The 24,253-nt window shown below is 41.9% G+C and carries 21 protein-coding genes; 6 read left to right on the top strand and 15 right to left on the bottom strand.

The features are described from left to right. Positions 1 to 102 precede the first annotated feature (102 nt). On the bottom strand, positions 103 to 1,596 hold the full coding sequence (locus tag NST74_RS14605) for a glycoside hydrolase family 43 protein (protein WP_341112808.1): 1,494 nt from the start codon (positions 1,594 to 1,596) through the stop codon (positions 103 to 105). 139 nt (positions 1,597 to 1,735) lie between these two features. On the opposite strand from NST74_RS14605, the gene NST74_RS14600 reads away from it, so the two are divergent. After that, entirely contained in the window at positions 1,736 to 2,599 is an 864-nt protein-coding gene (locus tag NST74_RS14600) for a helix-turn-helix domain-containing protein (protein WP_341112806.1), read from the top strand. Between the two features lie 41 nt (positions 2,600 to 2,640). Here the strand turns inward: NST74_RS14600 and NST74_RS14595 are convergent, their stop codons facing one another. Then, entirely contained in the window at positions 2,641 to 2,988 is a 348-nt protein-coding gene (locus NST74_RS14595) for a MerR family transcriptional regulator (protein WP_341112805.1), read from the bottom strand. 27 nt (positions 2,989 to 3,015) lie between these two features. Further along, complete coding sequence (locus NST74_RS14590) at positions 3,016 to 3,996, bottom strand: aldo/keto reductase (RefSeq protein ID WP_341112804.1); 981 nt, start codon at positions 3,994 to 3,996, stop codon at positions 3,016 to 3,018. Between the two features lie 220 nt (positions 3,997 to 4,216). On the opposite strand from NST74_RS14590, the gene NST74_RS14585 reads away from it, so the two are divergent. Both NST74_RS14585 and NST74_RS14580 read left to right on the top strand, forming a co-directional pair. Further along, positions 4,217 to 5,353, top strand: a complete 1,137-nt coding sequence (locus tag NST74_RS14585) for a glycosyltransferase family 61 protein (RefSeq protein ID WP_341112803.1) — start codon at positions 4,217 to 4,219, stop codon at positions 5,351 to 5,353. A gap of 339 nt (positions 5,354 to 5,692) precedes the next feature. Further along, positions 5,693 to 6,238 (top strand): hypothetical protein, encoded by a 546-nt coding sequence (locus tag NST74_RS14580; protein WP_341112800.1) that lies wholly within the window; start codon positions 5,693 to 5,695, stop codon positions 6,236 to 6,238. Between the two features lie 31 nt (positions 6,239 to 6,269). Here NST74_RS14580 and NST74_RS14575 read toward each other — a convergent pair whose 3' ends face one another. Together NST74_RS14575 and NST74_RS14570 are read right to left on the bottom strand one after the other, a co-directional pair. Next, positions 6,270 to 6,407 (bottom strand): hypothetical protein, encoded by a 138-nt coding sequence (locus NST74_RS14575; RefSeq protein WP_341112798.1) that lies wholly within the window; start codon positions 6,405 to 6,407, stop codon positions 6,270 to 6,272. Positions 6,408 to 6,419: 12 nt separating this feature from the next. Beyond that, the gene (locus NST74_RS14570; protein ID WP_341112797.1) at positions 6,420 to 7,166 is read right to left on the bottom strand and encodes an SDR family oxidoreductase; all 747 of its coding nucleotides are present in this window, start codon (positions 7,164 to 7,166) and stop codon (positions 6,420 to 6,422) included. A gap of 170 nt (positions 7,167 to 7,336) precedes the next feature. Here NST74_RS14570 and NST74_RS14565 point away from each other — a divergent pair, with 170 nt between their 5' ends. Further along, positions 7,337 to 7,882 carry a TetR/AcrR family transcriptional regulator gene (locus NST74_RS14565; RefSeq protein WP_042127663.1) on the top strand — a complete coding sequence of 182 codons (546 nt, stop codon included), beginning with the start codon at positions 7,337 to 7,339 and terminating at the stop codon, positions 7,880 to 7,882. Positions 7,883 to 7,961: 79 nt separating this feature from the next. On the opposite strand, the gene NST74_RS14560 is transcribed toward NST74_RS14565, so the two are convergent. The 5 genes from NST74_RS14560 to NST74_RS14540 all read right to left on the bottom strand — a co-directional run bounded on the left by NST74_RS14560 (position 7,962) and on the right by NST74_RS14540 (position 13,688). Next, a complete protein-coding gene (locus tag NST74_RS14560) occupies positions 7,962 to 9,815 on the bottom strand; it encodes an ABC transporter ATP-binding protein (RefSeq protein WP_341112793.1) in 1,854 nt (617 codons plus the stop codon). Continuing rightward, positions 9,802 to 11,541 carry an ABC transporter ATP-binding protein gene (locus NST74_RS14555; protein WP_341112791.1) on the bottom strand — a complete coding sequence of 580 codons (1,740 nt, stop codon included), beginning with the start codon at positions 11,539 to 11,541 and terminating at the stop codon, positions 9,802 to 9,804. The genes NST74_RS14560 and NST74_RS14555 overlap by 14 nt, the downstream gene beginning before the upstream one ends. A gap of 11 nt (positions 11,542 to 11,552) precedes the next feature. After that, entirely contained in the window at positions 11,553 to 12,038 is a 486-nt protein-coding gene (locus tag NST74_RS14550; RefSeq protein WP_341112789.1) for a nitroreductase family protein, read from the bottom strand. Beyond that, positions 12,025 to 12,408, bottom strand: coding sequence for a hypothetical protein (locus tag NST74_RS14545; protein ID WP_341112787.1), 384 nt, complete (start codon positions 12,406 to 12,408; stop codon positions 12,025 to 12,027). Before NST74_RS14545 ends, NST74_RS14550 begins: the two co-directional genes overlap by 14 nt. A 635-nt stretch (positions 12,409 to 13,043) precedes the next feature. Then, positions 13,044 to 13,688, bottom strand: coding sequence for a formylglycine-generating enzyme family protein (locus tag NST74_RS14540; protein WP_445668193.1), 645 nt, complete (start codon positions 13,686 to 13,688; stop codon positions 13,044 to 13,046). A gap of 224 nt (positions 13,689 to 13,912) precedes the next feature. Between NST74_RS14540 and NST74_RS14535 the strand changes: the two genes are divergently transcribed. Together NST74_RS14535 and shc are read left to right on the top strand one after the other, a co-directional pair. Further along, positions 13,913 to 14,359: an OsmC family protein gene (locus NST74_RS14535; RefSeq protein ID WP_076118600.1), complete on the top strand. Its 447-nt coding sequence runs from the start codon at positions 13,913 to 13,915 to the stop codon at positions 14,357 to 14,359. A gap of 126 nt (positions 14,360 to 14,485) precedes the next feature. Beyond that, positions 14,486 to 16,390 (top strand): squalene--hopene cyclase, encoded by a 1,905-nt coding sequence (shc, locus tag NST74_RS14530; RefSeq protein ID WP_341112783.1) that lies wholly within the window; start codon positions 14,486 to 14,488, stop codon positions 16,388 to 16,390. On the opposite strand, the gene NST74_RS14525 is transcribed toward shc, so the two are convergent. From NST74_RS14525 to NST74_RS14505, 5 genes are all read right to left on the bottom strand, one after another. After that, positions 16,387 to 17,364 carry an aldo/keto reductase gene (locus NST74_RS14525; RefSeq protein WP_341112781.1) on the bottom strand — a complete coding sequence of 326 codons (978 nt, stop codon included), beginning with the start codon at positions 17,362 to 17,364 and terminating at the stop codon, positions 16,387 to 16,389. The genes shc and NST74_RS14525 overlap by 4 nt on opposite strands. Positions 17,365 to 17,435: 71 nt before the next feature. Then, the gene (locus NST74_RS14520; RefSeq protein ID WP_341112776.1) at positions 17,436 to 17,831 is read right to left on the bottom strand and encodes a MerR family transcriptional regulator; all 396 of its coding nucleotides are present in this window, start codon (positions 17,829 to 17,831) and stop codon (positions 17,436 to 17,438) included. Between the two features lie 164 nt (positions 17,832 to 17,995). Continuing rightward, positions 17,996 to 19,552 (bottom strand): stage V sporulation protein B, encoded by a 1,557-nt coding sequence (spoVB, locus tag NST74_RS14515; protein WP_042127646.1) that lies wholly within the window; start codon positions 19,550 to 19,552, stop codon positions 17,996 to 17,998. Positions 19,553 to 19,836: 284 nt separating this feature from the next. Beyond that, positions 19,837 to 22,626 carry a glycoside hydrolase family 3 C-terminal domain-containing protein gene (locus tag NST74_RS14510; RefSeq protein WP_341112774.1) on the bottom strand — a complete coding sequence of 930 codons (2,790 nt, stop codon included), beginning with the start codon at positions 22,624 to 22,626 and terminating at the stop codon, positions 19,837 to 19,839. 273 nt (positions 22,627 to 22,899) lie between these two features. After that, entirely contained in the window at positions 22,900 to 24,228 is a 1,329-nt protein-coding gene (locus NST74_RS14505) for a family 43 glycosylhydrolase (RefSeq protein WP_341112772.1), read from the bottom strand. Between the last annotated feature and the right edge of the window lie 25 nt (positions 24,229 to 24,253).

The raw sequence follows: 24,253 nt of genomic DNA, 5'->3' as shown, positions 1-24,253 counted from the left end.
AGCTTAAGAGAGCCATAAATCAAAATAAGCAGCCATTCATCCATAATGGAGAATCGCTGCTTATTGCGTTTCATTTGTACTCGTTACCGTATCGCTTCTCTATCACTTTTGATAGCGGAAGTAATCATAATATGCGGTAGTTCCATGGGCAGAGTAGTTATACATCCCAAAGAACACACCGGTAAAACCGCCTGCCACTTCTGTAGAGATCAAATGTGTCTCTGCTTCACCTAGTGGATGCCATATCTGATCTGCGCCTCGATAAGAAAACAAATATTTCTCTGGGAGTGCCTGAACCTTCAATTCTACGACTGTGCCCTCAATTGGTGAAGAATATTTCACATCACTTATGCTACCCACCTGTCTTCGCAGTGTGATCACATTTTCACCTTCTACATGGGTCAGCCCGAATGCGTAGTGATACTGCTGATCCATAAACACAACGAGACCCGCTTCATCACCATCTGAAGGGTTGAATTCCATTTTTGTGGTGATTTCACAATTCACGTGGCGCTGTCTACGGCCAATAAACGCTGGCGTTCCCTTATCGCTCAATCTCACATCCGATCCTCGTAATGCAAGCCACCCTGCTCGTTTCTGTAAAGACCAATCGACTTTTTTAGCATTACGAATAAAATTCCAGCTCATTCCTAGAGTGGACTGATTGAAATCATTGGTCTCAGGCTCGTCTTCCCATAGTACTGGTGCAGGTGTGTCAGCTTCCATTACTAATCCAACAACACCGTTATCACCAATCATCGGCCATCCATCCTCACTCCATTGGACTGGAGCCATGAATGTTTCTCTGCCAAGATGATGACGGTAAGGATAACCTACCGGCCGAGTTCCTAGAAATACTGCCCACCAGCTACCATCCTGTGCTTCAACAAGATCGCCATGACCTGTAGCTTGAATAGGATAATCCGAGCTTCGATGACTCAAAATAGGATTTCGGGGAGAGGATTCATACGGTCCATAGGGTGATCTACTTCTTGCTATAGTCTCCATATGGCCATATTCCGTCCCGCCTTCTGCACACATTAAATAATAGTAGCCGTTTACCTTATATAGATGGGGTCCTTCAGGGAATTTACCGCCACTGCCTGTCCATATCAAGCTGGAATCACTCAGCTTATGGCCTGTTTCGATATCAATCTCACATTGGTAAATTCCCATACCATCCTTGTTTCCAGTGCTTGTAAAGTACACTTTTCCTTCGTCAAAAAATAAGGATGGATCAATTCCTTCCTGATCCACATAGATCGGATCCGACCATTCACCTGCTGGATCTTCTGTCCAAACATAAAAGTGTCCACCGCTATCCTGATTCGTCGTCACCATGTAGAATCGACCGTTATGATGACGAATGGTTGGTGCCCACACCCCTCCAGACACGACCGATTTATCAAATTGGAGCTGGGAATCACGCGTCAAACAATATCCGAGCTGCTTCCAATGGACTAAATCTTTACTATGCCAAATGGGTATTCCCGGAACGTAAGCAAATGAACTGTTTACCAAATAATAATCCTCGCCTACTCTGCAAATGCTTGGATCTGGATAAAAACCTGGTAATATCGGATTATTATATTTCATGAAGCATTCTCCTTTTGTTGAACAATTGCGGCTATGTCATGGATTATACTCCACTTGCTAAACGATAAACCTTGATTATTCGGTCGTAAAATAGCATGATATAGACATTCATCTAGACATGCTTTTGGAGGGTAAGAAGTTGAGTGAATTTTATTTAAATTGGTTTACATCCGATCAGAAATTCCCATTCTTTATTCAATACGGCTTTCACGACAACGATACTGACCTTCACAGACATGTGGATTTCTCAGAGCTTGTAATCGTCTTGAGTGGCACTGCTACTCATATTGTAAATACCGAAGAATCATTCATTAAGAAAGGGAATGTCTTTGTTATTAACGGTTCAACCCCGCATGCTTTTAAAGATCCTCAGGATTTTAAAATCTGCAATATTATGTACAAGCCCGAAATGCTGTCAACAGCTGGATCGGATCTGCGGACTTCGAACGGCTTTCAGGCGTTGTTTGTATTGGAACCGCTGTATCGTCATAAACACGCCTACACTAGTAAATTAAGCTTGCCTATTCCTATGCTTGAATACGTCACCTCCCTCATTGCCGGTATGATTGAAGAATATAGCAACAAGCTTCAGGGATATCAGACTTTGCTTATCTCTCGGTTCATGGAACTGGTAGTCTATTTATCAAGGCATTATGAAAAACAGGATAAAGAGAGCCAGGATAATCATCTAATTCATTTGGCGAACGCGCTCTCCTTTATGGAAGACCACTATCTTGAACCCTTGTCATTGGAGCAAATCGCCACTCACTCAGGAATATCGGTAAGACACTTAAATCGGATCTTTCGTTCTTACTATCAGACGACACCCATCTCCTATCTTCATCGTTTGCGTCTGGAACGGGCTTGCAGCTTGTTGAAGCATTCTGACTTCAGTATTACTCAAATCTCACACGAAAGCGGGTTTAGCGATAGCAATTATTTCACACGACAATTTACCAAAACCTACGGCATGTCTCCTAAGGCCTATCGAAAGAAGTCATAAAGGAACAGACTTAATACAACAATAAGCCCTCAAAAGAGGACTTATTGTTTACTCATTCGTTCAATTTTTTCATCCATCCGTTCCAATACTCTATTCATCTCTTCCATTTTAGCTAAGAGTTGCTTCCGCTGCTCAATTAGGAGTTCAACTCTAGCATGATTAGCCTCATCCCCCTGTCTATACAATTCAACATATTTAATCAAGGTCTCAACGGGAAGTCCAATGCCTCGCATACATTTGATATGTTCTATCCACCTGCAATCTTCTTCCGAATAGTCTCTATTTCCGCTTTTATTGCGATTCACATGTGGAATAATACCGATACGTTCATAATAGCGGAGCGTATCCGGTGACAGATTGAATTTTTCACTTACTTCTGAAATAGTCATACTTTCGTTATCCTCCGATACTCGGTATTAATTAAAACCAATGATTGGGTGAGGTGTATAAGGTTCTTCTAAGAACATAATTTCTTGCGGTGTTAACGTAAGCGATAGCGCTCCTACAGCATCTTCAAGATGTGATAATTTCGTAGCACCAATAATAGGAGCGGTAACCGGTGCTTTCTGAAGTAACCATGCAAGGGCGATATGAATCCGCGGAACACCATGTTTTTCGGCGATCGCAGCTACTCGCTCCACGACTAATCGATCTGCATCTGCAGTTCCATCATATTTGGATTTTTGTATTTGATCGGTCTCTGAACGATGTGTCGTTACTGCCCAGTCGCGAGTTAATCTTCCGGAAGCCAGCGGACTGTAAGGAATAACACCGATTTTTTCTTCCTTACAAAGTGGCAACATCTCGCGCTCTTCTTCACGGTAGATAAGGTTGAGGTGATTCTGCATCGATACAAACCGAGTCCAACCATTCTTTTCCGCTACATATAAAGCTTTCTGAAATTGCCAAGCATACATAGCTGAAGCACCAATGTATCTCGCTTTACCCGCCTTAACAATATCATGAAGAGCCTCCATCGTTTCCTCGATAGGTGTGTGATAATCCCAGCGATGAATCTGGTACAAATCCACATAATCTGTTCCTAATCTTTTAAGACTCTTGTCAATCTCACTCATGATTGCTTTTCTGGAGAGACCCGCACCATTCGGTCCTTCGTGCATACGATTGTAGACCTTAGTCGCTAGGACAATTTCATCTCGATTAGCATAATCCCTAATAGCTCGTCCGAGAATCTCTTCACTAGTTCCGTCTGAATACACATTAGCCGTATCAAAAAAATTAATTCCGAGCTCAAGGGCTTTTTTTATGATCAGCCGACTCTGCTCCTCATCAAGCACCCATTTATGAATCCAACGTTCGGCTACCCCGAAGCTCATACAGCCTAGACACAACCTCGATACATCTAGGCCGGTATTACCAAGTTTCACATATTCCATTTAATGATTCCTCTCTTTGGCTAGATAATAAAGTTCATTTGCTGATATCTGCTATTATTTCACTTGGAGTTCACTCCAAGTCAAGCCCTTTATGAAACTAACTGCCTTAAGCCCCGTTCAGTCGCCCTTTTCAGAAAGAATGGTGTCCTTTAGTTTTTTTGTTCCATAGTATAGCTTAATGATGTTTTTGGAGTTCTACTTGGTCAAAAGAGGTGAGCCGATGAGTTTTTCTATGAACGGGGAAACGCCCCATGGATATTACCGAAATATCTTGGAACTTACAACAGAATGGGAACAAAGAGAAATGGTCCATGAAGCTGGACATGTTGTTCCGTTTGATTTCGGTCAGGCGACCGACTTCACTGCTCCTAAAAGTATTGAAACAAACATCCATCCTGTTCTAACGCCTTATTCCTTACAGCCTTTTGGCGGCTACGTAGCTACCATCTCTAGTGGGAGGGTGTGGGGTGAATCTGGTGCTGTTCTATCTTCGGAAGGAAAGCTAATCTTTGATCTGTCACAGGAATATGATGCTGTGCAAAATAGAATGCTAGAAGCAGAGGAACACCCTGTGTTCCACCAGTGGAATAATCCGAAGCTTCAACATATAAAAGGGACCTCGGCCGTGTTGACGTTTTGTGGAAGCCATAACTATTTCCACTGGATGTATGATGTGCTCCCTCGGCTGGCGATGCTCAAAACAAGTGGAATTCCGTATACCTCTATCATCATGAATCCAAACCCTTACGGGCCATTTGTAGGTCAAACTTGGGCAATGTTAGGCATATCAGAGTCGTTAGTAATCCGGACAAATCCAGAAGCCTATTATGAAGCTGATCAGCTGCTTGTCCCTTCTTTGATGATGAATTCCCATTACCCCACATGGGCTACGGATACACTACGTAAATTTTTCCTGCCACATAGGGATATAACGCTCGCCACTCCTGAGCGTATTTATATTTCGCGAAACAAAGCCAGCACTAGGCGCTTGGTCAATGAAATGGAAGTTACTCGTTGTCTTGAGGAATACAGTATTCAAACCATTTATTTAGAGGATTGGACGGTTGCACAGCAAATCCAGTTATTCGCTTCGGCAAAAGTAATCTTGGGTGCACATGGGGCTGGACTGGCAAATTTGGCTTTTTGTCAAAGCGGAACTCAAGTAATTGAAATTTTTCATGATCGGCATGTCGTTCCAACGTATTGGATGATCAGCAACCATAACACTCTCGATTATTACATGATGTATGGTCAAGGCTGGCCAGATCCTGCTATTCGTTTTCCGGGATTTGAAGATATTTATGTGGATATAGATCGTCTGAAACAGACTTTACATTTAGCAGGGTTGAAGGCTTAAGACTATGTAATTTCTTATTTACTAGCTATGTTTAATCAAATTAACGACCAAATATATGTATTAGTTATCCGAGACCGTCAGAAGACGATTTACTCTGGCGTTCTTAGACATGGGCGAATTCTAACATCTCTATGACGAACACGAACACCAAGCTTCATTGTTCAGCATTTTCTCATTGAACTAAGAGGGAGTTTAGTGCAACAAATTGACTTTCACAGCGTATATACATTTATTCCATATTTAGGGTATTCAGAGGATTGAGAAGAATGTACTGAAGCATATCTACGAACAATTAATATTGGCCATTAGTATTTAATTCAAATCATTAGAGGTGATTTCATGAACAAATTTGGATATATATTTTTTATTGCTGCAATTACATTATTAATATCAGGATGTCAAAAGGATGGTTCCAACGATGAATTAGCTAAAGCACAGGCGCAAGTTAGTGCTTTAGCATCATCATTTAGTATCCCTACACTAGACGGATATGAAGTTAGTTATATACAGCATAAATTTCCTCCAAAAGACAAAGAAGGCAACTTCATTGGAGATAATCAAGAAGTTTTAGTCACATATACAAAAAACAAAGGGAAGCTAGAGATGTTAACAAAGGAACAAAAAGCGTCCAATGAAAGAGAAATCATCTACGGACCTTTTCAAGGAGAAACACTCATTGAAATAACCTATACCAATACTCAAGTGGATTTAAACGATGCTGATATTATTGATGTTAGCGGAAATCAGGTACAAAAAATAAAAAATAGTGATTATACGTTTTTAGTATTCAATGCTTCAAAAGGTTCAATCACTTTAAAATTTAACAGTTTGGATGAGGATACGATCCTTAGCACTGCTCAACAAGTATTTAATGAAAATAAATAGGAAGACCAGGCTCAATTCACCAATTAAGTCTTCATTCAGAAAGGAGCCATTTAAGAACACCCCCACCCTCTAGCAATAACTCATCAATTAAAAATAAGTTTTTCAGCTTTTCTACCACTACAGCAAAATCCAATCTTTTTATTCCTCCAAAAATATAAGGTCTATCCATAAAGATCCCTTTCTATCCTACTTGAATGGTTGGACGTATAATCATTTCATTGATCGCTACATCGGACGGCTGCTCTATTGCAAAGGTGATTGCACGAGCGATACTGTCGACATCAATAGCCACTTTATAAAAATCATTCAAGCCCGCCTTTGACTCTGGATCTGAGGTCGTTTCAATTAGTTCACTACTGACAGCCCCTGGAGAAACATTAGTAACTCGGATATTTGTTCCACTCATAGCTTCTTCTTGACGCAATCCTTCAGAAATAGCACGAACAGCATGTTTGGTTCCACAATATACTGTACCACCTGGGTAAATGTTATGTCCGGCTACCGACGAAAGATTAATAATATGACCGGATTTACGTTCTCTCATAGATGGAAGTACAGCTGCAATTGCATATAGAACGCCTTTGATATTCACATCAATCATCTGATCCCATTCATCCACTTTTTTCTTAAAAAGAAAAGCTTGTGGCATGATTCCAGCATTATTAACTAACACGTCAATTTGGCCAAATTCCTTAAGTGCATAAGCAGCTAGCTCTTCCATCTGCACGTGAGAAGTTACGTCTGTAACTTTATAGATGGCAGTTCCACCACTCTGCTCAATTTCTTCCTGAAGCTTCTGTAGACGTTCTTCACGACGGGCAGCAAGCACAAGCTTAACACCTTTGGATGCCAGTTCTTTAGCAGTCGCTTCCCCAATCCCGCTAGAAGCGCCTGTAATAATTACGACTTTATCTCGGATTTCGGACATGATATGAAAACACCCTTTCGATAATGTATGTTGATTCATTAATGGACTATAGTCTATTATTATAAACAGTTATAGATGACATTCAATTGTACGATGTGCACGTTCTGTTCAATACTGAACAGGTTCTATAGAAATGTTCATTAATTATAGAAAGTAAGGTGAAAACTCACTTGCCTAAAGTGGATAGAAGGATTCTCAAATCACAAGAAGCACTTAAGAGAGCTGTTATAGAACTGATGTCCGAGAAGAATTTTGACGAGATTACCATACAGGAACTCTCTGACAAGGCTAATGTAAGCCGAGGAACCATTTATCTTCATTATCTGGATAAATATGATTTGTTAGATAAGCTTATCGAGGAACATATAGAAGTTCTTAGAGTACTTTGCGAATCTGCAGCGGAATTAGATTTTATCGAAGCCACGTTGAAATGGACGGAATACTTCGATCAGCATTATTCTTTTTTCTCTATGATGCTGGCGAGCAAGGGCGCTCCTTATTTCCGGAATCGGTTCTTAGCTTTTCTTCAAAATGAGTTTCGACATGAAGTAAATGTAACGGAAGGGATAAATCAGGGATTAAATGAGGAGATTATTATTAATTTTGTTGCATCGGCTTATGCAGGTGTAGTGGAATGGTGGTTCAAGAATGAGAAGCCAGTGACACATCAAGTCTTGGCTGAACAGCTTGGAACATTGTTAGAGCGGAATTTATAGCTTTGACAGTACGGTACAGATATAAAAAAGAGCAGCGATTCTCCATAAATGAATGAATCGTTGCTCTTTATATATTCCTTTAAATCACTCGCTTGAACTGGGTATTGTATAACTCGTAATAGGCACCTTGCATCGCAAGAAGCTCCTCATGATTTCCTTGCTCAGCAATTCCTCCATCCTGGATCACGAGAATACGATCAGCATCCTGGATCGTACTAAGCCTGTGGGCGATCACAAAGCTTGTTCGTCCCTTCATCAAATTCTTCATCGCCTGTTGAATATGCATTTCCGTTCGTGTATCCACACTACTGGTTGCTTCGTCTAGGATTAGAATAGCTGGATCAGCTAGAATTGCGCGAGCGATCGTTAACAGTTGACGCTGTCCATGGCTCAGATTACTGCCTTCCGCATTGAGGAGAGTCTCATAGCCATGCGGCAATCTTTTGATAAATGCATCCGCATTGGCTAGCCGCGCCGCTTGTTCAATTTCTTGATCGGTTGCATCGAGCCGGCCAAACCGAATGTTTTCCCTAATCGTTCCAGAGAATACATGCGCATCTTGCAACACCATCCCAAGTTGACTACGAAGTGCATTTTTATCTAGCTCACGGATGTCGCGATCATCAATCCGTATGGAGCCGCCACTCAAATCATAGAAACGGATCAGCAGGTTAACAATGGTTGTTTTACCTGCTCCTGTCGGGCCAACAAGCGCAATTTTCTCTCCAGGTTTTGCTTCAAACGTAACTCCAGACAGAATCGGGGAATCCGGCTTATAAGCAAAAGAAACGTCCCGGAACACAACCTCCCCTTTTAACCGCGGCAGATCTTCACTCTGCTCATCTCCATATTCGGATGGCATCTCCAAAACCTCAAATACACGCTCCGCACCGGCGATTGCAGATTGAATTAAATTGTACTGATTAGCAAGATCAGAAATGGGTCGGCCGAACTGTTTGGAATAGGTCAGGAAGCTAACGATTATGCCTACTGTAGCCATGTTATGGAATGCCATCCAGCCACCAACCCCGGCAATGATCGCAAATCCAAGGTTGTTTATCATGTTCATCACAGGCCCAACTAAACCCGATACGATTTGTGCCTTGATACTAACCTTATTCAGCTCTCCGCTGATTTTACGGAATCGTTTAACTTCTGCCTCTTCCCTGCTATATTGTTTAACCACCTTTTGTCCGCTGATGGTTTCTTCGATAAACCCGCCCAGTTCACCTAAATGCCGCTGCTGATTTCTAAAATAAGTTCGGCTTAACCCTATGATTTTACGACTAGCCAATAAAACGAGCGGGATCGTGATTAATGAAACTACGGTTAACGGAACGTTCAACATTAACATAATAACGAGTGAACCGCTTAGCGTTATCAAACTGTTTAACAATTGAGTTACACTCTGATTAAGTGTGCTGGATACGCTCTCTATATCGTTAGTTGCTCGGCTCATCAATTCTCCGTTAGCCCGTGTATCAAAAAATTTAATGGGTAACTGCTGATACTTACTGAACAGATCACGACGCAGCTCAAATACGGTATTTTGCGAAACTGATGTCATGACGTATGCTTGCACCCATGCAACTACACTACTTAGACCATAGATACCAATAAGGAGTACACAAAACCGAATAAGGCCCTGATAATCATGTGGAATAACTGCAGTATCAATTGCCTTACCAATGAGATAGGGTCCGATCAATGAAAGTAGCGCATTTAATATCGTAAATACATATACAATAATTAACCCAAACCGCTGACGATTTAAGTAAGTCCAGATACGTTTAAGCGTGCTGGCTTGATTTTTGGCACGCACAATTGGCACAGCAGCGCCGCGTCCGGGGCCGGATCCTGGTCCTATTCCTGGACCGAACCCGCCTGATCTATGGATCGGAGGAGTGTTCATGCCGTTATCATGCTTTGACATAAGGAACCTCCTCACCCTTCATCTGTGATTTCCAGATGTCTCGGTAAATTTCACTATTACTCAGAAGTCCATCATGTGTACCTTGTACAGCGATTCGACCGTTTTCTAGAATCAAAATGCGATCCGCATCAATCACAGATGTGACACGCTGAGCAATCAAAATATTCGTGCTACTGCTCAGTCGTTTTTTTAACATTTGCCGAATCCGCGACTCTGTCGCCGCATCGAGCGCGCTAGTACTGTCATCCATGATGAGAATTTTAGGCTGAATTAATAGCGCTCTTGCAATCGAAAGCCGCTGCTTCTGCCCTCCAGACAAGTTGATGCCTCGTTGGCCAAGCACTGTATCATAACCCTCTGGAAGTTCTAATATAAAATGGTGAGCTTCAGCAGCTATTGCTGCTTGTTCCACTTCTTCATCTGTAGCCTCTGGTCTTCCATATCGGATATTATCCCGGATTGTTCCACTGAACAGAATAGCCTGCTGCATAACATAACCGATCTTGCGGCGTAAATGTTCTAAAGAAATCTGCCGCGTGTCAGAACCATCAATTGTAATAGAGCCCGAGGATACTTCGTAAAGTCTTGGAATAAGACTGACCAAGGTCGATTTGCCAGCACCAGTGGCTCCAAGTATGGCTACAGTTTCACCTGGCTCGGCAGAAAAATTAATGCCGTCTAATACAAGATTCTCATCCGTAGTATCATAAGCAAATGAAACATTATCAAATACAATTCGACCGTTAGTTATGGTATCTTTTTTAGCTTCGGAAGCTTCTGTAATCTCACTAATGGTGGAAAACACTTCATTCTCCCGATCTGCTGAGACCTTTGCACGTGAGAAGAAGGTGAGCATATTACTCAACATCAGCATAGACATCAACAATTGGGTGATATAGTTAATGAAGGCGATCAACTGACCGACTGGCAGCGATCCGTTCCAGCTCTGCAGCCCACCAAACCAAAGAACAGCTACAATACTGGCATTGAGCACAAGCATCATAAGCGGCATATTCAACGACATTAGGCGTACCGCTTTTATCGCTGTTTCTGTGTAATCCTTGTTGGCTGTATTAAACCTTTTCTGTTCATGCTTAGCACGGACGAAGGCTTTAACTACACGAATACCCGATAAGTTTTCCTGCAATACTGTGTTGACGCCGTCTAATTTGACCTGCATTTTCTCAAACAGAGGAAAAGAAAGCCGAATTAACCCATACAATATTACAACCAACAAGGGTACGGCAACGACAAGGATGAGAGTCAACGAAGGACTAATCCGGATGGCCATCACTAAGCTGCCGATTAATAGCAATGGTGATCGAATATTCCGCAAAATCATCTGAACAAAGGTTTGTAGTTGCACCACATCGTTTGTTAATCGAGTAATCAACGAGCCCGTCTTCAATTGGTCCAGATTCTTGTTTGAGAATTTCTGAATATGTTCAAAAAGGTTAATCCGTACATCATTCCCGAAATTTTGTGAGGCGATGCTCGAAAAAATAGTGCAGCCCACCCCACCAATTAGACCGACAAATGCCACTCCAAGCATGGTCAATCCCGTCGAATAAATATGTGATAAATCTTTCGTCATAATCCCATGATCCACAATACTCGCCATTAGTGTAGGCTGAAGCAAATCCATAAACACTTCGAGCATCATCATAAGTGGTGCTAACACAGACCACACCCAATATGGCCTTAAGTAACTCTTAAGTTTCCACATTCCATCACCTTTTAAGATAAATATGTGATTTTTGATTTCATCGGTGTTCTTGGCTTAGCATTTGGAACTTCCTCCGGATATCCAATACCAAATACTCCAATCACATCGTAATCTTGCGGGACACCTAGAATTTCACGATTATGAGGCAAAGCACCTAAAGAAGCCCAATATGCTCCAACCCCCACTTCATGTGCAGCTAATAAGAAGTTCTGTGCGAAACATGCGGCAGCCATAACATTCTCGTCACGTTCAAACGCGGTTGCACCCGGTTTAGATAAGATAGCAAGAACGACAGGAGCGCCTCCAAAATTCGTCTTATGCTTTAATTTAGCTCTAGTATCAGGCCCGACAAATAGGAGTTCCCAAGGTTCGTTCATCCGATGGTTTGGAGCATAACTAGCTGCTTCCAGCCAATTCAATAAATCATCCTCATGAATCGAATCCGCCTTAAATTGCTTAATACTTCTACGGGTTTTAATAAGATCAATGGTTTTCATTTTTTTGATCATTCTCCTCTTTTTTAATTTCGTCAACAGTCTTATCTTCCGGCGTTACTTCATGAATCTGGAAAATATGGATAAACTCTTCAATGATCGCTTCCGTTGCCTTCAATTCACCGCTAATGACTTGTTTAATCGAATCCAGCTCCGGTGTTTGCAGCTGCCGCTGTAAAGTGGCTCGATTCACATTAAGCTTTTCCAAAAATGCTAAAGCTCTGCCGCGACGAAAAGTTTGAGCACTTTTTGGGGGACCGTCCATGGAATCCATCCCATGTCTGCTCATATGCTCGCGATCTCTATGCTCTCCGTGGTCTTTGTGTTCCCCATGTTCTCTATGACCGCGTTTTCCGAAATGTCCATCACGCATATTTACTCCTCCTTTTGTTTGTATACATATGTATACGTTACGGTTATGTATACAAATGTATACGCAAGAATAAGATCTGTCAAGTTATCAATTCCATTGGATAGATCCACAAAGAAAAAACCGCACAATGTGCGGTTAACTTAACGAAATGCCAGTTATTTTTCTGATCAAGGTAAATTTGCTATATATCAACTAATGATTAACCTTCTTTAATCTTTGTGGCTCCTTAGGATCTAGTTGTTTCCAATCTGATGCATCTCTGTCTGTGAAAATATAATCTGTATCTGGATCGTTAGCAAATCTAACATAAACTGGGAACTTTGGCATAGAGCTCAGTTTAGCTTTTACACTTAGTAAATCAGATTCAGAATACCCTTCTACTGTTATCAAATATTCTCTCAAGTTATTCTCAAGCGTATTATATTTATACTGAAGTGCTGCGTACATTCCAATAACGAGCAGAGTAATAATTACTGCGGAGATAGCTACAAACCTTCTAATTCTAGAAGCACCTCCTTAAGAAAGTCTAATTTAGAGACAATCATTTTCTGTGTTGGTTACAGTTACTAAAATAAAATCTTTGATATCAACCTGTTCAGCATAAAGTACTAGAATTCATGTGGAAACGAATTGTTCTATAAAGATCGAGCAAGACGAAATCCAAGATCATCCACACTAAATGTAGGGTGGCTGCGACGACGACAGGTAGCTCCACAACCTCTGGCCTCTTCAGCCCAACTGCCTCCTCGAAAAATACGATAGGAGCCATACACTTGTTCATCATATAAATCCCAGCACCACTCCCAAACATTCCCTAACATATCATAAAGCCCCCATGCATTCGGTTCCTTCGTCCCTACTGTATGTAGTTCGCCATCTGAATTTTCATTATACCAAGCAATCTTATCTAGCTCACCGTATTGATAGCCGGTAGTCCCTGCTTTACATGCATATTGCCACTCCGCCTCAGAAGGGAGTCGAAAACCATCTGCATCCCCATCAAAAATAATGTGTTCACTATCTTCACTTATAGAATAGACTTCTTTCAATCCAGACTTCTGGGATAGCAGATTACAAAAGGAAATAGCATCATGCCAAGAAATACCCACCATGGGCTTGAGATTTTCCTCTGTTGATTTAGATTCTTTATTAGTTATAGCATTGTAGAGATCCACTGTGACAGGGAATCGAGCAAGAAGAAACGGATTTAATTCAACTTTCCATTTGCTTTTCTTTCTATCGTCTCTTAATTCTATTTCTCCTGCCGGAATTTTTGCCATAGGATAGTCCAAATAGTGCTCAAGTTCATTTGACACTTTATCCACCTCCATGTTATTTAAAGATCTCAACCTATTGGACTTCAGAGATCCAAATTATACTAATCAAGTATTGACAGAGGATCAGGAATAGAACTATAATCTATACAATTCCTAGAAAATTACTATGAATTAATCAAATTATATTCACATCATACTTAGTTGTTCAGAAGAAGGAGTGTAAACACATGCCAAACGTTCAAACTTTCAAAGCTACTGCCCATTTACAAGATGGAGTTAAGGTCATTACTAAAGCAAGACAATTCGAGCTGATCATCGACGAACCACAAAGCCTTGGGGGTACGGATACAGGAATGAATCCTGTAGAAGCTTTGCTTGCTTCTTTGGGCGCTTGCCAATCTATTGTTGCTCGAGTGTATGCCTCTAAATTTGAAGTAGAGCTTGAAGATTTTAGAGTAGATGTTGAGGGTGATCTGGACCTCGATGGATTTTTCAACCGTTCAGAAGTCCGTCCCGGTTATTCCGATATTCGTTATACTTTCTACATAAAGACCCCATCACCTGCTGAGAAGGTCGAAGCTTTTGTACAATTTTTAGAAAGTAAATGCCCTGTGGGTGACACGATTGCTGCCCCAGTGAATCTTAAGCTGAATCGAATTATTATCGAGAACTAAATAATTATATATTTTTAGCATCAAGGACTGTAAGGTTGCATAAAGCAACTTTTCAGTCCTTTTTCATTTCACTCTCCATTCCATCATATAATACTAAAAATGAAGGACTTCGGAGGTACCTAAGGAATGAATTCTATACTAAGCACAGTAGATAATGAGATCGAACGTTTAGCAGCATTCCTGATTGATCAACAGAAACAAGACGGATCGTGGCATTTTTGTTTTGAGAATGGGATCATTATCGATGCGTATGTCATCATCCTCTTTCGGATATTGAACGTACAGAATGAAGCCCTCATACGAGCGCTACATGATCGCATTCTTGCTGAGCAGCAGCCCGCTGGATTCTGGCAATTGTATAGAGATGAAGAAGCCGGAAACTTATCTACCTCGGTTGAAGCCTACTACGCCCTTCTTTACTCTGGGTATAGTAAGGAGACAGATGAGCCGATACAGCGGGCTAAGCGTTATATCCTATCCAAAGGTGGAATTGGAAAAGTCACCAGTATATTGACTAAAGTCATTCTTGCCGTGACTGGTCAGAGCAAATGGCCTTTAGCGATTTCTTCGATCCCATTAGAGGTGCTATTATTCCCGTCTTACTTTCCTATTAACTATTTTGAGTTCTCTGGTTACTCAAGAGTGCATCTCACGCCTATGCTCATCATGGCCGATCAACGTTTCTCGATCCCAACAGCTAATGGTCCGGATCTATCTGATCTCATAGACACACGTATTCAAATAAATGAATCTACTTCCCGTGGATATCAAGAACTGCAAAGGGTTATGCAATCTGGCTTAGACAGAATTCTTGGAAGTCCTCGTTACATTCATGAAGTTGCCCGAACCAAAGCAGAACAGTTTATGCTCCAGCGAATTGAATCCGACGGAACCCTGTACAGCTACGGAACCAGTACAATTCTTATGATTTTTGCACTGCTGGCTCTAGATTATGATCAGCAGCATCCTATAATTACGAAAGCCATTGATGGGCTTACTGCGATGCAATGCCGTTCTGAAAGTAAAACAACCATTCAAAACTCACCGTCTACGATATGGGATACGGCTCTAATCACCTATGCTTTGCAGGAGGCACAAGTTCCCGATCATCATCTTGCGATTAAACGAGCTACTTCGTATCTGCTGACCAGACAGCAGAATAAAACAGCTGATTGGAGTATTCATAATCCGGATACGGCTCCCGGGGGATGGGGATTCTCAGAATCTAATACGATTAATCCAGATGTGGATGATACGACTGCTGCTTTACGGGCCATTCGAAGTTTATCGACAAGTCAGCGCTCCTATCTAGAGTCATGGAATCGCGGACTGAATTGGGTCTTATCGATGCAGAATAAAGACGGCGGCTGGCCGGCATTCGAAAAAAACACCAATAAAGAAATGCTCACTTGGCTTGCTATCGATGGTGCCAAATCTGCTGCCATCGATCCCTCGGAGGCAGATTTAACCGGGCGCACCTTGGAGTATCTCGGGAACTTTGCCGGACTTGATACGCGGAACGATTTCATCGAGCGAGGGATGAAATGGCTAATCCAACATCAGGAGAAAGATGGTTCATGGTATGGAAGATGGGGAGTTTGTTACATTTATGGAACCTGGGCTGCATTAACAGGACTGCAAGCAGTTGGCCTGCCTCTTGAACATGAAACTATGCAAAAAGGAGTGAAGTGGCTCCTAAGTATCCAGAACTCCGATGGAGGCTGGGGCGAATCATGTCAAAGTGATCGGTTGTTGCGATACGTACCATTGGGTGAGAGTACACCTTCTCAAACCGCATGGGCGCTTGATGCCCTTATCGCTGTTCATCCGGAACCAACCTCTGAGATGGAAAAAGGAATGCTACGGCTTATCACTTCTATTAACCAAGTCGATTGGAAGAGTTCGTATCCGACAGGTGCAGGTCTCCCCGGCAATTTTTATTCTAATTATCATAGCTATCAGTATATCTGGCCGTTACTCACATTGAGTCATTATAGAAAGAAATATGGTATAGCCTTTAAGGTTTATTAATGAGCTATGACTCCATTTTTAAAATGGAGCTCCGGGAAACTTCCACCAGCAATCGCATGTTCTGGTATTGCTTCTTCAATACTTTTAATATCATGATCACTCAGCTTAACCTCCAGCGATTTCATGGACTCTTGAAGCTGAGTTACCCGTCTAGCCCCAACCAAAGGCATGATATCTTCTCCTTTAGATAACATCCAAGCCAAAGCAAGCTGTGATACAGTAATTTGTTTTTCTACAGCTATTTCTCGTAAGGCTTCAACAAGCGATAGATTGTGATCTATGTTTTCTTTAAAATATAACGGAATTCTAGCGTTGTTCACATCCACTTTATCTTTTGACCAGTTGCCCCCTAGCAGTCCATGAGCTAAAGCCCCAAATGCTACAACACCGATTCCCAACTCCCTTGTTGTCGGCAGAATATCTTTTTCAATTTTTCGATTAAACAGAGAATATTCGGATTCTACTAAAGCAATGGGGTGAACCGCCTGCGCTTTTCTTATAGTTTCTGCTCCAACTTGGGTTAGCCCTATATGTCTAACATACCCAGCTTTAACCATATCGGAAATCGCCCCTATGGTTTCTTCGACGGGGATACCTAAGTCAATTCTTGCAGGCTGATATAGATCTATATAGTCGAGATTTAATCTTTTTAATGTATAAGTAAGATAATTCTTTACTGTTAGCGGTCTGACATCTAATCCATACATTGAACCATTGGGTGCTAACAACCCTCCAAATTTTACAGATATATAAGCCTGCTCTCTTCTGTAGCCTTTGAGTGCTTCACCAATCAGCATTTCATTGTGACCAGAGCTATAGAAATCGGCGGTATTAATAAATGAGATTCCTGCATCAAGCGCGGCATGGATCGTAGCGATGCTATCTTTTCGATCAGCAGCTCCTGTAGCATTTGACATTCGACCACAGCCGAGCCCAAGTCTGGATATTTCTAACCCGTTTTTTTGATCTTCCATTGTTATTCCCTCCTAATTTTTTAAAATTCCACAAACATGACGTTAACGTTATGTTTTCGGTAAAAAAAGAGCTAGTTCCCTTCTCTTTCAGAAAACCAGCGTTCAAAGTACTCAATTTGTGTCTGTAATTCATTTCGGAATTGCTGTAATTCATTCATTTTCTGGTCTGTCTCAGTAAGATGCTGGCGTAAAATGGTGAGCACCTTCTGTTTGGTTTGTACACCGCTAGGGTCAATAAAATAAAGATCTACTACACCACGTATTTCTTCCAAGCTGAGTCCTAGCTTTTTTAACTGATCAATTTTCCGCAAACGTTCAAGTGTCTCTTCACTGTAATAGTGTTGTCCAGTGCCTTCACGTTCACCCGGCGGCATGAGCCCTATGCTCTCATAGTATCGAATCGTGCGCGGGGTGACTCCTGCTCGTTTGGTTAGCTCTCCGATCCTCATCCGAGTGTTAATATTCATCACCTCTCCAAAACATGACGTTAACGTTATGTTCAGAGTATAACTTCCATTTATGGAGGTGTCAAATCACTGGCTATGTTTTGGGTTATAATCACTGGTGTACCAATTACTCTAAGTCTTAACCAGCAGCATTGCTCGATTTACAAAAATTGAAAAGGTTCCATTCAAGAAACAGGTGTAATCTTTGGCGGTTTCGGAGCCCTTTCCCAAGCATGGGTTACCTGCAATGTTGCTGCGTAGGTGATCAACGAAACGAGCAACGCTCCGGACAGCTCAATGATCTGCCCCAGGTCCAATCGTTCCAGAATTCCGTGAGCCGTCATCCCGCAAATCGTCATGACAATTCCTCCCGCGCCCACCTTGAATACAATGCGAAAGTCAAAATAAAATCCGATCGATCCCGCTACAGATAAAAAATTCAGTAGGGTCAACAGCAACAATCCCAGTCCGAACCCCATAGCAACCCCTTCGATGCCAATATTAGAACCGAGAATAAAGATCGTAATCACTTCAAATATATTGGTTAGAATATGGTTCCACATGACGGTTGAAGCCTTCCCTAAACCAAGCAGAATTGCTTGCAATGGTGCTCCAAAATAATAAAGAAAAAATATGGGTGCAATCAGCCTTAACAGCTCGCCTGCTTCTGGAGAATGATAGATCATAGTAGTTAATGGTACAGCCCATAAGTATAAAATGATTGTACATGGGAGTCCTACAATAAGTGCTGAGCGCATAGCTATATCCATCCGATTATGCAAAAGCTTGCTATTATTACTCACACTTGCTTCGCTGATCGCCGGAATTAGTGCAGTTGACAAGGATTGTGTGAAGAAGCTGGGAAGAAACAACATGGGGAGCGCATAACCCGCCAGAAGACCAAATTGCTTGGTCGCCATCTCAACACTCACACCAAACAGTACTAGGCTTTTTGTAATCAGCAGTGGGAGAAATGCATGATAGAGGGAATGAATAAAACCGCTGCCTGTCATCGGCAAACCGATGCGCAGCAAATCTCTCAACGTACTGTCTCCTTTAAGTGAAATACTTGACGTAGGAGGTGGAGAAGTTTTGATCTTCCCTCGATTTGCCCATTTGAAAAGAGCAAACAAGTAAAGTAAACCAAATCCTTCGCCAATAACGGATGCCGCCATAGCACCCGCAGCTGCATAGGCAATACCATAGGGCAACAAAACGTTAACAACACCGATAATGACAATGATTTGCGCCAAATTCTCAATGATATCGGAAAAGGCAAGCGGATTCATGTTCTGTTTTCCACGAAAATAACCTTTCAATACAGCTGACATCGCAATAATTGGAATGATTGGCGTAATAGCGACCATAGCATAATACGCCCGCTGATCGGCCAAAAAAACCGAAGCGATCCACTTGGAGCCAAATAGAGCTACTAAAGTTAATATAATACTCAACGTCCCCGTAATACTTAAGGATACTTTGAGAATTCGCTTTACACGCGCTTCATCCTGCTTAACCTCGGCTTCCGACACAAGCTTTGAAATCGCAACTGGAAGCCCCAGCTCTGTGAGTGTAATAAATAAGGGAAGCAGCGGATGAGCAATCATAAGCAGTCCTACTCCCTCTGCTCCCAAAAAACGTGCCAGCAAGACTCCATTCAAAAATCCAAGCCCTTTTGTAAAAAATGACGACACGGTTAAAATGAACGTGCCACGAACAAAGCTTTGTTTACGCATCCCCATTTATATGCATCTCCACCTATGGTTTGTCCTGTCCTACCTTCTAACTTATTCGAACAAACTCAAGCACATGCAGACAAGTATTGTAAAGTATTTTAAAAGTAAAACGCCAAGCATATCATTGTCGATGTACCGAGCAATTTTCTTAAATGTTAGAATCCGATGACTTTAATGGGGATGCGTTGGTTACTATGGTTTCCCTGCACAATAAGTACAACAAAAAAACCGCGAAAAATTTCGCGGTTTTTAGAAAGGATAAACGATCCATTCAACATTTACACATACATTTAATCGATTTTATTAAATTCGATCCAGTCGATCTGTAAACCTGGTTTGATGAATTCCAATTTCATATCATATAGACCGGCTTCGAGTTCAACTTTCACGAGCTTTTGTTTAATCCATTGACCTTCGGTTCCATTCGTTTGAATGGTTGTCATCAACTGATCATTCACAGTCACATTACAAGCACTTTGAGCCAATTCAGGTTCTGTTGACATGATATGCACCAGGATACGGTATTGACCAGCCTGTTCCACTTTAAAGCTAGTCGATCCTTCTACGACAGGTTTAACCTGTGGATTCTGTGATAAGGATTGAGCTTGTTCTACAGTAAGAGAAGGATTAGCTTTGAAGGACTCTACTGTTTCTACAATTTCCTGTTTTCTCGAGAATACAGGTGCATTCATAATAAACTCACAGATGTTTATGGCAGAGCGTTGGAGCTCTCCACGTGTTAACGTACCATTTTCCAAGGATTCAATGGTATTGTCATTCCATCCGTTAATTTCCGCACCATAGTTAGCAACAACCATGTAGAGGTCATTTTGTGCACGAACCATCCAGTTTGTAAATTTCCGGTCTGCTGGTCCGCCATTAACGACATCATTCATGATCGCCCACCAGTCAGTCATTACAATCCCTTTAAAGCCCCATTCCCCGCGAAGAATCGTGGTGTTCAAATCATAATTAGAAGCCGCCCAATGTCCGTTAACTGGATTATAAGAGGTCATAATAGAATTCGAACCGCCTTGCTTCACCGCGATTTCAAAGCCTTTCAAGTAAATTTCACGAAGCGCACGTTCAGATACCACTGCGTTAACTTTGCTACGATGCTTCTCCTGATTATTACAAGCAAAGTGTTTCATCGTAGCGGTTGATCCGCCTTTCAAAATACCGCGAGTACATGCAGCGGCAAACACGCCAGAGATCAATGGATCTTCTGAAAAATACTCAAAGTTACGCCCATTAAGTGGACTGCGGCGGATATTAAGACCAGGTCCAAGCAAGGAATCCACGTTGTTTCTTAACAATTCTTGACCTTCCATGACATAAAGCTCTTCTACCAATTCCGCATTCCAAGTAGCTGCAAGAAGCGTTCCGATAGCAACCTGAGTTGCCTTAGCTCCGCTATCCATACGGATCCCTGAAGGACCATCTGCTGTACATGCAACCGGAATTCCTAGATTAAATAAACTGTCACTCACGCCTCCAAATGCAGAAGCTGTGCCCGGTGTAACTAAAGGACTGCTCATGCCTTCGCCCCGTACAATGGCTGCCAAGTCCTCATCACTGAGCTGGGCAATAAAGGCTTCCATACTAATTTTTTGTTCATATACGTCTCTTAATTTGTATCCTAAATTACCTGTTTGTGAAATCGTCTCTGGAAGATTAGTTTCAATTCGCTCAGCCATCGAAATCTTACGTTTAGGAACTTCAACATAAACAATCTCGTACGAGCCGTCCGCCTTCTGAGCGCCTGGCATCATTCTCGTAAAGCTTTCTGTAGGCGCGAGAGCTTCTTGCAATTGCTCCACAACTTGAAGAGCTTCAACGACATAGCCGTCGTTACCCTCAACACCGATTGCCACCACTTGTTTAACACTAGTTCCCACATACAAGCGGTACGTGCCTTCTTCAAGCACATAAGCAGAGGCATGTCCTGTCACGCCTGCGTCATCATAAGAAGCCATCGAATGTACAGAGAAACTCACGGTAAGGCGCTGTGCTTCACCCGGTTCAAGAACTTTTGTCTTACCGAATGACACCAGAGCTTTCGCCGGTTTACCAAGCTTACCTTGCGGAGCTTCATAATAAACCTGAACAACCTCTTTACCAGCAAAGGCAGTTCCTGTATTGGTAACGGTTACGCCGATTTCAATGTAAGTCTCGCCTTCTTTGGTAATCAATGTAGCTTCTTCCGGCTCGATACTAAAAGTTGTATAAGATAACCCGTAACCAAATTCAAATTGAACCTTTTCCGGGCAAAATGTCTCAAAATAACGATATCCTACATAGATATCTTCTTGATACAAGTTCGTAAATTCATTCCCATAATTCTGTGTAGATGGGTAATCATTGATGGAATAAGCGATTGTATCTGTCAGTTTGCCGCTTGGAGTTACCTCACCAGACAGTACATCTGCAATTGCATTGCCGCCTTCCATACCACCCTGCCAGGAATAGATGACAGTTGAAATCGGATATTTATAGCTTTCATCGTTCATCCAGTTCATATCAATAATGTTTGAGACATTCAGGACAACGATGGTTTGTTCAAAATATGTAGTTACCTGCTTCAGCATTGCCTTTTCATCATTCGTTAATTGGTAACTTCCCGGTGCATCAGCATTATCCTGATCTTCTCCAGCCGTGCGACCGATTACAAGGATGGCCTTGTTCGATTTGCTTCTAGCCTCGGAAACCAATTCATCGCTCAGAATCATTTCCTTCTGATGCCAAGGCTCTGCAGCCCATGCGCCTCCACCATTATCAAACGGATTCTGTTCAATCCATTTCTCATAGACAGCTGCCAGTTCTTCATTAACTGTAAGATTCTTCTTACTACGAAGACCATCCAATAAATTAGTCGTATAAGTAACATGGACACTACCGCCGGAACCTGTACCACTGCGATAATAATTCACTTGGGATCTGCCGAAAATCGCAACATTATCGCTTTCGCCAAGCGGAAGCACCTGATTATCGTTCTTGATCAGCACCGCACCTTCAGCGGCTACTGTCCGGCTAAATTCTGCAAAACCTTCTAATGGAATTCCCACATTCTGTGTGCTCAACTTATTTCCTCCTGTTGTTCAATTCTATAGGTTGTTTCTTGAAATCTTCATTTCTCTAATAACATCCTAACAATTCATCTTTATCATTATAGTACATTGGAAAACTGGAATATATATAATAATTAACTTTATTAATATAATTATATTGGTCTGGAGGAAGTCTTCATTGTAACAAAACAAAAAAAACCGCGCATAGCGCGGATATCATAGTATAGCCAACCTTAATTGTTTACTATTCAGAAAGGTTTATTACACAGCTTGCAGTTATCTATTTTAGTCCAAAACTGGACTCACAGTTATTTTTTCTAAACTGATCTCTCCATGACCGCCCGAGATTTTTAGCGTATTGATAGCACCCGGCAATAAATAGACTGTAATATTCGTCCGTCCACTGAATTCTTGAGATTCACCTGTAGAGAGAGCATTAAGGAGTGAGTAATCCTTATCATTGACGCATAAATTCACTTTTGCCAGTCGTTCACTCGTACCATAATGAAGTTCAATGGAAGCTCTACCACCCTCTCCTCCATCCACATGATTGAAGATGATGTAGGCGTCCTCAGTATGCAATCCGCTCACCACCTGCTGACCCGATTCCAGCGTCTGTATTTTTGCTCCTCCAAAAACGATACCACCCGCAGCTTGATATGACTTAAGATTAGGACTTACTTCCGGAGCAGGTCCAATCGATAAGACCCCCTCTTTGGTCTGAACTACAGTTTTGATCGTACCGTCTTCATTAAATTCAAGATAATCAATACATACGCTACGCAAATTGCCTTCCCCGGAAATAGCTTGATTATGATAGAACAAATACCATTTGCCCTTAAACTCCACCACAGAACCGTGCGTTGTTGAACAGCCAGTCGGCTCCAGAAAGATTCCTCTGTACGTCCACGGTCCAAGCGGATTCTCGCTAGTTGCATATCTCATTCGGTTGTTGTCTTCTAAGTTATCCGCATAGGTCAGATAATACAGATCATTTCTTTTGAATACCCAGGCTGCTTCATGAAAATCTTGTAAACCTTCCATTTCAGTCATCCCATTCTTCAGAGACAGCATATCCTCATCCAGTTCCCCGCCAAGACATGTACTACCTCCACCGTAATACATATAAGCGCGGTCATCTTCGTCCACTAACACACAAGGATCGATTAAAGCGAACCCGCCAAGGCCCGGAATATATCCCTGATCCGTAAAGCCACTTGCTGGCTTCTTACTCGTCGCTACCCCAATTTTCCACGAATCATTCCAATTCGAGTCACTCGGATGAGGATAATAAAAGTAGTAGGTTCCGTTCTTGTACGCACAGTCTGGAGCCCACATAAAACCGCCTTCAGGTCTACCCCAAGTCACATCGTCCGAACTAAGGATTTCACCTTCATCCAACCAATTGACCATGTCATCAGAGGAGAATACGTGATACCTGTCCATAAGATCACACCCTCTGGCTGGGTCCATATCATGAGACGCGTAAATATAAATCTTTCCATCATTCCAGACATGAGCTGATGGGTCTGCAGTGTAGATGGATGTGATTACAGGATTCAAGGATGTTCTCTTTGAGGTTTCGATTTGTAAATTTTGATTGTTGTTAGTCATGATAAGACCTCCTGAAGTATGTTTT

Origin of the sequence: Paenibacillus sp. FSL F4-0125 (assembly GCF_038008565.1) — a bacterium.
In the GTDB taxonomy this organism is placed as follows: domain Bacteria; phylum Bacillota; class Bacilli; order Paenibacillales; family Paenibacillaceae; genus Paenibacillus_AQ.
This window is presented reverse-complemented; position numbering and strand designations above follow the sequence as displayed.

Excerpts from the sequence above, each read along its gene's own strand:
- spoVB (WP_042127646.1), bottom strand. The coding sequence starts at position 19,552 with ATGGGGATGCGTAAACAAAGCTTTGTTCGTGGCACGTTCATTTTAACC.
- NST74_RS14595 (WP_341112805.1), bottom strand. The coding sequence starts at position 2,988 with ATGACTATTTCAGAAGTAAGTGAAAAATTCAATCTGTCACCGGATACG.
- NST74_RS14555 (WP_341112791.1), bottom strand. The coding sequence starts at position 11,541 with ATGTGGAAACTTAAGAGTTACTTAAGGCCATATTGGGTGTGGTCTGTG.
- NST74_RS14605 (WP_341112808.1), bottom strand. The coding sequence starts at position 1,596 with ATGAAATATAATAATCCGATATTACCAGGTTTTTATCCAGATCCAAGC.
- NST74_RS14570 (WP_341112797.1), bottom strand. The coding sequence starts at position 7,166 with ATGTCCGAAATCCGAGATAAAGTCGTAATTATTACAGGCGCTTCTAGC.
- NST74_RS14580 (WP_341112800.1), top strand. The coding sequence starts at position 5,693 with ATGAACAAATTTGGATATATATTTTTTATTGCTGCAATTACATTATTA.
- NST74_RS14525 (WP_341112781.1), bottom strand. The coding sequence starts at position 17,364 with ATGGAAGATCAAAAAAACGGGTTAGAAATATCCAGACTTGGGCTCGGC.
- NST74_RS14535 (WP_076118600.1), top strand. The coding sequence starts at position 13,913 with ATGCCAAACGTTCAAACTTTCAAAGCTACTGCCCATTTACAAGATGGA.
- NST74_RS14560 (WP_341112793.1), bottom strand. The coding sequence starts at position 9,815 with ATGTCAAAGCATGATAACGGCATGAACACTCCTCCGATCCATAGATCA.
- NST74_RS14540 (WP_445668193.1), bottom strand. The coding sequence starts at position 13,688 with ATGGCAAAAATTCCGGCAGGAGAAATAGAATTAAGAGACGATAGAAAG.
- NST74_RS14575 (WP_341112798.1), bottom strand. The coding sequence starts at position 6,407 with ATGGATAGACCTTATATTTTTGGAGGAATAAAAAGATTGGATTTTGCT.
- NST74_RS14520 (WP_341112776.1), bottom strand. The coding sequence starts at position 17,831 with ATGAATATTAACACTCGGATGAGGATCGGAGAGCTAACCAAACGAGCA.
- shc (WP_341112783.1), top strand. The coding sequence starts at position 14,486 with ATGAATTCTATACTAAGCACAGTAGATAATGAGATCGAACGTTTAGCA.
- NST74_RS14585 (WP_341112803.1), top strand. The coding sequence starts at position 4,217 with ATGAGTTTTTCTATGAACGGGGAAACGCCCCATGGATATTACCGAAAT.
- NST74_RS14590 (WP_341112804.1), bottom strand. The coding sequence starts at position 3,996 with ATGGAATATGTGAAACTTGGTAATACCGGCCTAGATGTATCGAGGTTG.
- NST74_RS14505 (WP_341112772.1), bottom strand. The coding sequence starts at position 24,228 with ATGACTAACAACAATCAAAATTTACAAATCGAAACCTCAAAGAGAACA.
- NST74_RS14550 (WP_341112789.1), bottom strand. The coding sequence starts at position 12,038 with ATGAAAACCATTGATCTTATTAAAACCCGTAGAAGTATTAAGCAATTT.
- NST74_RS14545 (WP_341112787.1), bottom strand. The coding sequence starts at position 12,408 with ATGCGTGATGGACATTTCGGAAAACGCGGTCATAGAGAACATGGGGAA.